This window comes from Bacteriovorax sp. BSW11_IV, from assembly GCF_000447755.1.
In the GTDB taxonomy this organism is placed as follows: Bacteria; Bdellovibrionota; Bacteriovoracia; order Bacteriovoracales; family Bacteriovoracaceae; genus BSW11-IV.
Genome location: NZ_AUNE01000028.1, coordinates 1 through 8,520, shown reverse-complemented (window position 1 = coordinate 8,520; position 8,520 = coordinate 1). Strand labels below are relative to the sequence as shown.

Here is an 8,520-nt window from a genome sequence, read left to right as displayed (position 1 = left end):
AAAAACGCTAGAAACACAATGAAAAAAACTGCTGCTAAAACTGCTGTAAAGAAAGTTCGTGCTGCTATCGAAGCTGGTGATAAGGCTAAAGCTGCTGAACTACTAGTTAACGCGCAAAAACTTCTTGCGAAACTAGCTAAGGCCGGTGTTTCTAAGCAAAATACATCTGCTAGAAAAACTGCACGTCTTGCTGCTCAAGTTAGCAAACTAGCTTAATTAGAATTTAAGACAGATATATAAAAATATACCCATCAATCGATGGGTATATTTTTTTTTATTTTGGCGATCTAAAGTATTTTAATCTAAGTTGCGTGACAAGCGCTCTATCTTTCGACTTAGCAAGCACTTCAAATTCAGAGAACATTTGCATGGCCCTAACGAGGTCATCTTTTTGCCATACTCTTTTGGCCTGCATAATAGCGCGGTCATATTGGCTTTGACGAGGCTTGGCCTCAGTTTGTGATGTATCAATAATCTTAAAAAGATGTGATTGCATAAAAGAGAAAACCCCTCTTAGCCCATCGTAATCATCTTCAATTTGCACAAGTCTACCAAAGAAACCTCTAAAGCCTTTTGCGCAAAACATATTGGCCAATTCAAAATTGTCGATCTTTGTTTGTCCGATTAACTCTTTTACAGTGGCCGCTTGGATGGCCATGCCATCTTCTTGATATAGTTTCAAAATATTGAGGGCATTAAAAAAAGATGCCCCGTCACTTTCAACACTCGAAAGTAGGTAGTTCTTGGCGTCACTAGACAGATCAACACCTAGGATGTCAGTGAAAAAGTCTAAATATTTATTAAACTCCCAAAATTTGGGAGATTCTACTTTTACAAAATTTCCACCACTCGCCTTCTCAAGCTTGTCAAAAATGGTAGAAGATTTATTGAATGAAAAAATTAAAAAACGATCTTCGATAGTTAGTTTTTTTTCAGTTAAAAACTTCACAACTGCAGTTGATAAATTCTGTGATTCAATAATTAAATATGAATCTTGAGAACTGAAAAAATCAACTGTGTTAATCGTATTTTCAAGCCAATCAACATTGATGTCACTAGCGTGAAGGGTGTGAAGAACCCCACCACCAAGTTGTCTTGGAATTCTATCAATGAAAACTCTTTCGCAGTATATATCAGGAAAGTGAAGGCCCCACATACCAGGCTTCTTCACATCAATTGTTTCTTTATGAGATTTAATAAATTCCCAAGGAAATTGTTTAGAAGGCATTTAGAACGACCTCTCTAAATGAATTTGCCGTAGAAACAGCAAGTGAGCGCACACTCTTTTTGAAGACTTCTAAATTTCGTGTAAAGTTCACCACTCCACCAGTATCACTTGTCTGAGATGGCTCAAGAACTCTTTGCACACTTCCCGTTAGTTTATAAGTTTCATCAAAGACAATCTTTGAATTCTTTTTGATAAAAGATCCTAAGTCACCAGACACCAATTCGATTTCTTGCTTAGTTGGTCTTCTAATAATCATAACTCTAAGAGATAAATCATATGATGAATTCGTGGCCACATAAAATGGATTTCTATTACCGATACTATCTTTCAGATCCCCTGATAAAAATAAGGTCGAAGTATTTACGACAGTATCTTGAATATATTGAGATGAATCAATGACGCCTATCATTACTGCATCTGCATCTTTGTGATTCCCTGCAGTGACACGGATATCTGGAAAAGTAGAAATGACGCTAGAAAATTCCTTCGTAAAAGGGGCCGACACACCAGCAATATTTGAGCGATTATAAAACATTGGAATTGTAATATGCTTTATGCCATAACCTACAAAAGGGTTAGTACGCTTATTTACATGGTAGCCACTACAACCTTGTAGAAATACAAGAAATAGCGAAAGAATCGTGAGTTTTGATTTGATAATCTTCACATGGTAACTATACTCTTCTAAAAATTGTTTGTCTTCTCTTATATGCCGGCGGTTTCATGAAATTTAAGTCTCTTAACGAACTCTTGAAAGATAGCTCGTTTGATTCTTTAAAAAATTCATCTCCTATGACTTCAAATGTATTTAGCGATGATACATTTGATTTTCTTTCATTAATTGAAAACTGGCATATGATTATTGGAGAGAAATTCGCCAAATATTCAATCCCATTGAAGCTACAGTATGGAACTCTTACCATACTTTCTAATCATTCTGTTTTTGCTCAGCACTTGGGCTTTTTAGAAGAAACGATCAAAGCGAAAATTGTAGAACACTACCCCGCTTTGAAAGGGAAAATTAACTCTATTAAATTTCAAAATAATCCTCGTCACTTCCAAGAGCAAGTAAACTCACATGCAAACCGAGTGAAGGCCAAGATCGAAGAAAAAGAGATTATTATTCACAAACAATCTCCTCGCTATAAAGAATTGGAACGAAAGGCCCAAGGGATTTTCAGTGATCTTGAGGACGATGAGATCAAAGAACAAATGATCTCAATTTATATTCAAAATCACTATTTTAATGATTAAGTTTTTCAATATGTTTTTGAACTTCTAAAACACGACTTCCCCTACGAGAAATATTCGTAGAAAGATCACTATCAAGAATGACCATTGTAGAAGACTCTCCAGAGGGAACAAGCTCTTTTGTGTCGACAAAAGTACTTTCAATCTTAAGGTGATCATCAAAGAATGCTTTAGCATCTGAAAATTCAATGCAAGGTGGTTGGCCAGTTAAATTTAAACTTGTTGTAAAGATGGGTGCCTTTGCTTCATTGATCATCTTTTCTACAAATGGAAAATTTAATACCCTAACAAACACAATTTCACTGCCGCAATTGACCCATGAAGGAAAAGGATTTTTTGCAAATGTAACAGGAACACCGAGTGATGTTCCCATATTAAAAAACTCTCGCAACCATGAATCATTTAATTTCTCAGGTAAATTGAAATATTCCCTTAAGTGAGAAATGTTTTTAAAAAGTATAGAAAGGGGTTTATCTGGAGAAGTTCCCTTAACAAGTGCAATATTTTTGTGATTATTCTCTACGAAAATACTTCCACCAATTCCCCAAACTGTATCAGTTGGGTAGACAAATAATTTTTCTATCATAACACTAACCACCAAAGATATAGCTTATTTAAATCCCCTGCTTTCATTAAATTATATAGTGAAAAAACCACTCCAACACCATCTTCTAGTGAACTCTTGTAAAAACTTCTACTCAAAGAAAATTGCGGGGTATCAATTTTTTTATTTGATTGATTGAATGATGATCTTATTGTTTCATTGCCCAATAATGAACTAAAAAGATATCTAGAAAACTCATCTTTATCTTGTCCAATTTGAATTAATTTAGAAACAAGTACTTCTCTTTTAATGTCGTTGGTAGGCCAGCTAAATTCAAAAATTTGAAATTGATCAATATTTAAACGATCTAAATTTTCTAGATTTGTGGCAGAATTAAAATATTCCAAAAAATCTGAACTCGTGCCATTTTTATAAATTCCATAAAGCCATAATGGGAAGAGAAGTCTTGATTTGCGATCGCTTTTTATAACATCTTTTATTTGCGCATAACTCACTTCAGAGAAAATATCTTCATCAAATGAGTAATGGGACATATAGAGTGAGAATGCAATTTGCTCATAGTCAACATTGATACGATTCATATATTTTTTAAAAATTTCTTGAACCATTTTTTTATAATTTGAACTTTTCTTTTCACTTAAAAAATTCTTTTCAAAATAAACACGACGAGGATCAGTCATCATTAATTCATTTAAAGAAGAATAAAACCAACTTTCGTTACCAGCATTCAGAGCAATGAGTGGTGTAAAAACTCTTTTATAATAAAAAGATTTTGAATCATCCAAGAATTTCATAAAGTTTTTATTGGCATAATAAATTTCGGCCATATCTTTACTATCTTGGACTTGTTTCAAATATTCATCTAATTTTATGAAGTGAAAGCTGCCGTTTTTCTCTTTTTGAGTGATTATTTTTTGTAGATAATCTGCTGTTGTTTCTTCGAGTTGAAATTGCTTTACGAGAGCTTCAACTTGTTTCAAATTAAAGTCTGTTGAATCAAGAATACTCTTCATCAACTGAAGCTCTGGAGGGAATGTAACCGAACACTTTTCCTCAATGGATTTCCAGGCACTGATCTTGTCTGTCTTTTTTAGAATGATGTAATAAAGCTGTGTATAAAAATCGTTAAAATCACTACAATCCGTAGGCGTTCGCTTTAAACTTGAAACAACGATATCCGCTCTAATAGGACTGATTTCTAACGTTAATGTACCAAGAGATGTTTCAATTTTATCAGAAACAATCAGGCTTTTTTTTTTACGGGGACAACAACTTCTTGTGCATTTGCAGAGCTCACAAATGGGATATCTTTATGAAGAACTTCTGTCCAATAGTAGAAAACACCATAGAAGGCCATTAGAACTAAACCAATCAATAGAAATAAAAAGACAAAATCGTTTCTCATTCCCTTTTGAGGTTTTGGTTGCGATTTAGGAGCAACCTTTGTGGCCTTCGTTTTTTTGATTGTTTTCTTCTTCACCACTTTCTTTTGTGGTTTATCAACTTTTGCACTGGCCTTAGGTTTTTCACTAACTTCTGGCCTAGGAGGAAGTTGCTCAACTTTAGGAGCAGGGACTTCTAATGCCTCTAATTCTTCTATTTCAACTTCAGCTTCAGCACTTTTTCTATCACTAGCAGCGAATACCTCAGGATATTCTAAGTCTGAGTCTTCTGGAATGAGTGCTTCAGTATCGAGATCATCTTCATCTTCAAAGGCAGGAGCTGGAGCGCTCTCTTTTTTAGGAGGATTTTTAAGATCGTTCAAATTTATATTATTTGAAACGACAGTATGGTCGTCAAATTCAAAATCATAATTATCTTGAGACATAGCATTTATGTCTGGATATTCTAAGTCATCCTGGTCTGGAATAACGGCATTTGGATCTGGATAATCAAGATCATCATTTTCTGGAAGTACTTCACCACTCTTTTCAACAATCTCTCTAGGTAATCCAGAGGGCTTGAAAGATGCTGTGGTTTCTCTCTCTTTTTGATTGAAGGCCGTAAGAATATTTGGTGCTTCTGAGATTGGGTTAAAACTTTGTGGAATATCACCCATTATATATTTGTCTACGAGGTCTTTTTCTTTAACTTTGAACCAATAGCCATTACCCGATGTAATTTCATCTTCAGGTACAAGGGACCCCTTGTTAACAAATTCAACAAGCTTCTCTTTTGAGATGGGTCCTAAAATTTTCTTTGACCGAGTTCTGATCAGCCAATTCTTTTCCATAGAGTCCTTTCTATAGGAAGAATCCCAGTAATCCTTTGAGATCCTCATCATTGAAGCGTAAACCTGCACTAAACGTTGCGCTTCTATTATCCTCTAACATGTCTTCCCCTGCAATACGTCCATAAAGAACATTCCAGATTTGGAACTCTGTTGAGAGTCTGAAGTTGAAACCAATATCTTTTCTGTAATCAAAAAGTTCAGCAGATAGACGAGTTCCCCAGTTGTAAATATCGTAATCAAATCCGAAACCAGCTGATGATTCGATGAATCCACCACGAATCGTCCAGTCATGAATTCTTCTACCCATTTGAGCATCAAAGCGTATTTTGTCGCGAATTCTTTCTTTTTCAACAATTGAGCTTGTAACACCATCTACAATTCTAGTTGTATCTGTTTCTGTCTCAGGTCCGAACTCCGAAGTAGATACTCCTAAAAGGTAGAATCTTTCTGGGCTAGGGAAGATTTTTAGTTGAGCAAATGAGTCTGCTCCATATTTTGTATTCCCACCAGTGAAGACAGCAACCTCTGTTCTAATTGCATCAACACGGCCAACCATTTTCTTTACGCCAGCAAGTGTTTCTTTAACTTCATCTGCAATTTCTTCTTCAACAAGAATTTTTCCAAGTGTTCCGCGTCCACCTTTAATGTCGGCCACGATTTCTTTTAAATCCCCTGTCAGTCTCTCTGCATTTGCTAAAATCTTTTTAACATCTGCCATGGCACTTTCAGGTTCATTTGTATCAGTGTGATAAGCAATTTGTTCTGCAAAGCTGTCGAAGTTGGCCACGATATTGTTAAGTTTTTCTTCGTTTCCAGAAACGATTCTCTTTAAACTTTCACTAACATCCTTAGCATTGGCCGCGAGAATTTTGAAATCTCTTAGCATTGCTTTGATTGGTGGCTCTTGTCCTGCTGGAGCAACAGACTCTTTTACAGAAGAAATGATGATTTTTACATCTTTCATAACTTCGTTGGCCTCTCTTACTAGGGCCTCAACTCCACCACCTTCATCAGATTCAATATAACTATTGGCCGTTAGAAGATCTTTATCTTGTCCGATAAAAAGTTCTAAATACTTATCGCCTAGGAAACCTACTGAACGAATACGAAGTTTAGTATCTTTTGTTACAGTTACATCATTTAAGACTTCGAAAGTAATATGAGCGTTATTTCCTTTAAGCTCAATTGACTTAATTCTACCAGCACTAATCCCTGCAACTTTAATTGGAGTTTTCGGGAAAATACCAGAAGCATCGCGAACAATTGTTTTATAAGCGACGTAAGTACCAAAACCAGATTGGTTTGATGTAATTTTCAATGATAAGACAACAACTGCGGCCATTGTTGCTAGGGCCATTAGCCCAACTTTAAATTCGTTCATCGATACTCCGCTCTTTCGAGCTTAACTGACAAAATCAGTTTACCACCACTAGAGATTAACAAACTCTTGAACCAATGGGTTCGATGAGTTTTTAAATTCTTTAGCAGGCAGATATTCAACAATATTACCACGATCTAAAAATGCAATGAAGTCGGAAATTTCTAGAGTCGCCTTAATATCGTGAGAGATAATAATTGACGTTAGCCCTATTTCTTTATGATTCACCGAAGTCTCTACAATTAGTTCGTTCACCATTTTTGTTGTAATTGGATCTAGACCAGTAGTCGGCTCATCATAAAGCATGATTTGCGGACTTAGTGCTAATGCACGCGCTAGACCAACTCTTTTTCTCATCCCCCCAGATAGCTCTGAAGGCAATTTAAAATGAGACTCTTCTTTTAAACCCACTGACAAAAGAAGCTCTTTTACTCTTTCATCAATCTGCTCTTTAGACATTTTTGTAAATTCCACTAACGGAAAGGCCACATTACCGTGGGCCGTAAAAGAATCAAAAAGAGCAGCATATTGAAAAAGCATTCCATAATTTTTACGGAATTCTCTCAATTGTAGTGATGTCATCTCGGCAAGATTATTTCCTAGAACTTCAACTGTCCCCACACTTGGAGTCAAAAGACCTAGGATATGCTTCATCATTGTCGACTTCCCAGCACCTGAGAATCCAAGAATCGTCGTAATCTTCCCTTTGGGAATATCAAAGCTCAGATTATTTAAAATCGTATGGTTCCCAAAAGTTTTGGTTACATTTTTAAATGAAATGGCCGGCGATTCGAATTGTAGCATTTCTTCCCTTATAAAATATGTACAAGAAAACTAGTTAGGAAGTAGTCCAGAACAAGAACTGAAATCATCCCCCAAACAACGGCAAGGTTTGTCCCTTTACCTACTCCCTCAGCACCTTTTGTCACTTGAAATCCGAAATATGTTCCAATAATGGCAATAACAAATCCAAAAACAAAGGCCTTAATTACACCCTGTACTATATCTTGAATAAACATAAACTCGCCCAATTTTGAGAGGTATATAACCTCATCAATCATCAGGGCCTTTGTTCCAACAATAATGGAACCTACGTTACCAATGAATTGAAAAAGAACTGAAAGCATAGGTACAGCTAAAGTCGCTGCTAGGATTCTAGGAACACCAAGATATTGAATTGATGAGATTCCCATAACCTCAAGAGCATCGATTTGCTCCGTAACTTTCATTGTACCAATCTCTGCTGCCATCGCAGCACCCGCACGGCCAGCAACAATCAATCCCGTAAGAACGGGGGCCAATTCACGGGCCAAGGTAATCGCAACAACTGGACCAACCAGTGAGTCTACAGAAATTAATTTGAAACCAAAGTATGTTTGATAGGCCATTACCATTCCGGTAAATGAACCAGAGAGAAGAATGATGAACAATGATCTGTTTCCAATGAAATGCATTTGCTCAAAAAAAAGATTCCACCTAAAAGGTGGTTTCATAGTCCAATAGAAAAAATGTCCGATATAATCGAAGATACGACCGAGCCCGGCCACATTTTTGATAACATTTTTTCCCAGCAGCTCTGTGAAGAGTGCCATTCTCGAGCTAATCGATTTCACGTAATTTTCACTTTTTAAGATTCTTCCTACAAGTTTACTAAAGAATTCTCCATAAGGCGACCAGTAACGCATTAAGACTCTGAAATTAATGGGTAATGTTTACAATATGAATCTTGTAAACTTGCACAAAACAACGCGTTGCGATAAATATTTAGCTCTAAAGGGGTATCTATGAACAAAAAATCAATTGGTTTAGTAGTAATTTTGGCGGCCGGCCTAGGCCTTGTGGCCCTTGTTTCTAATAAGAAAACA

The 8,520-nt window shown here is 36.1% G+C and carries 10 protein-coding genes; 2 read left to right on the top strand and 8 right to left on the bottom strand.

The annotated features are described in order from the left end of the window. On the top strand, nucleotides 1–216 hold a 216-nt coding region (gene rpsT, locus M899_RS08120), incomplete at its 5' end, for a 30S ribosomal protein S20 (RefSeq protein ID WP_034728532.1). A gap of 58 nt (nucleotides 217–274) precedes the next feature. Here the strand turns inward: rpsT and M899_RS08115 are convergent. Both M899_RS08115 and M899_RS08110 read right to left on the bottom strand, forming a co-directional pair. Further along, nucleotides 275–1,228, bottom strand: coding sequence for a DNA polymerase III, delta subunit (locus M899_RS08115; RefSeq protein ID WP_021270942.1), 954 nt, complete (start codon nucleotides 1,226–1,228; stop codon nucleotides 275–277). After that, a complete protein-coding gene (locus M899_RS08110) occupies nucleotides 1,218–1,895 on the bottom strand; it encodes a hypothetical protein (RefSeq protein WP_021270944.1) in 678 nt (225 codons plus the stop codon). Before M899_RS08110 ends, M899_RS08115 begins: the two co-directional genes overlap by 11 nt. Before the next feature lie 56 nt (nucleotides 1,896–1,951). Between M899_RS08110 and M899_RS08105 the strand changes: the two genes are divergently transcribed. Continuing rightward, nucleotides 1,952–2,482 carry a DUF721 domain-containing protein gene (locus M899_RS08105; RefSeq protein ID WP_021270951.1) on the top strand — a complete coding sequence of 177 codons (531 nt, stop codon included), beginning with the start codon at nucleotides 1,952–1,954 and terminating at the stop codon, nucleotides 2,480–2,482. Here M899_RS08105 and M899_RS08100 read toward each other — a convergent pair. The 6 genes from M899_RS08100 to M899_RS08075 form a co-directional block, all read right to left on the bottom strand. Then, a complete protein-coding gene (locus tag M899_RS08100) occupies nucleotides 2,472–3,065 on the bottom strand; it encodes an L-threonylcarbamoyladenylate synthase (RefSeq protein WP_021270943.1) in 594 nt (197 codons plus the stop codon). The two genes, M899_RS08105 and M899_RS08100, sit on opposite strands and share 11 nt — an antisense overlap. After that, nucleotides 3,062–4,057 (bottom strand): hypothetical protein, encoded by a 996-nt coding sequence (locus M899_RS08095; RefSeq protein ID WP_021270950.1) that lies wholly within the window; start codon nucleotides 4,055–4,057, stop codon nucleotides 3,062–3,064. Before M899_RS08095 ends, M899_RS08100 begins: the two co-directional genes overlap by 4 nt. Nucleotides 4,058–4,287: 230 nt before the next feature. Further along, nucleotides 4,288–5,277 (bottom strand): hypothetical protein, encoded by a 990-nt coding sequence (locus tag M899_RS08090; RefSeq protein WP_021270946.1) that lies wholly within the window; start codon nucleotides 5,275–5,277, stop codon nucleotides 4,288–4,290. Nucleotides 5,278–5,287: 10 nt separating this feature from the next. After that, on the bottom strand, nucleotides 5,288–6,658 hold the full coding sequence (locus M899_RS08085) for an MlaD family protein (protein ID WP_021270945.1): 1,371 nt from the start codon (nucleotides 6,656–6,658) through the stop codon (nucleotides 5,288–5,290). Nucleotides 6,659–6,706: 48 nt separating this feature from the next. Beyond that, the gene (locus tag M899_RS08080) at nucleotides 6,707–7,459 is read right to left on the bottom strand and encodes an ABC transporter ATP-binding protein (RefSeq protein ID WP_021270948.1); all 753 of its coding nucleotides are present in this window, start codon (nucleotides 7,457–7,459) and stop codon (nucleotides 6,707–6,709) included. 8 nt (nucleotides 7,460–7,467) lie between these two features. Further along, the gene (locus tag M899_RS08075) at nucleotides 7,468–8,340 is read right to left on the bottom strand and encodes an MlaE family ABC transporter permease (RefSeq protein WP_021270947.1); all 873 of its coding nucleotides are present in this window, start codon (nucleotides 8,338–8,340) and stop codon (nucleotides 7,468–7,470) included. Between the last annotated feature and the right edge of the window lie 180 nt (nucleotides 8,341–8,520).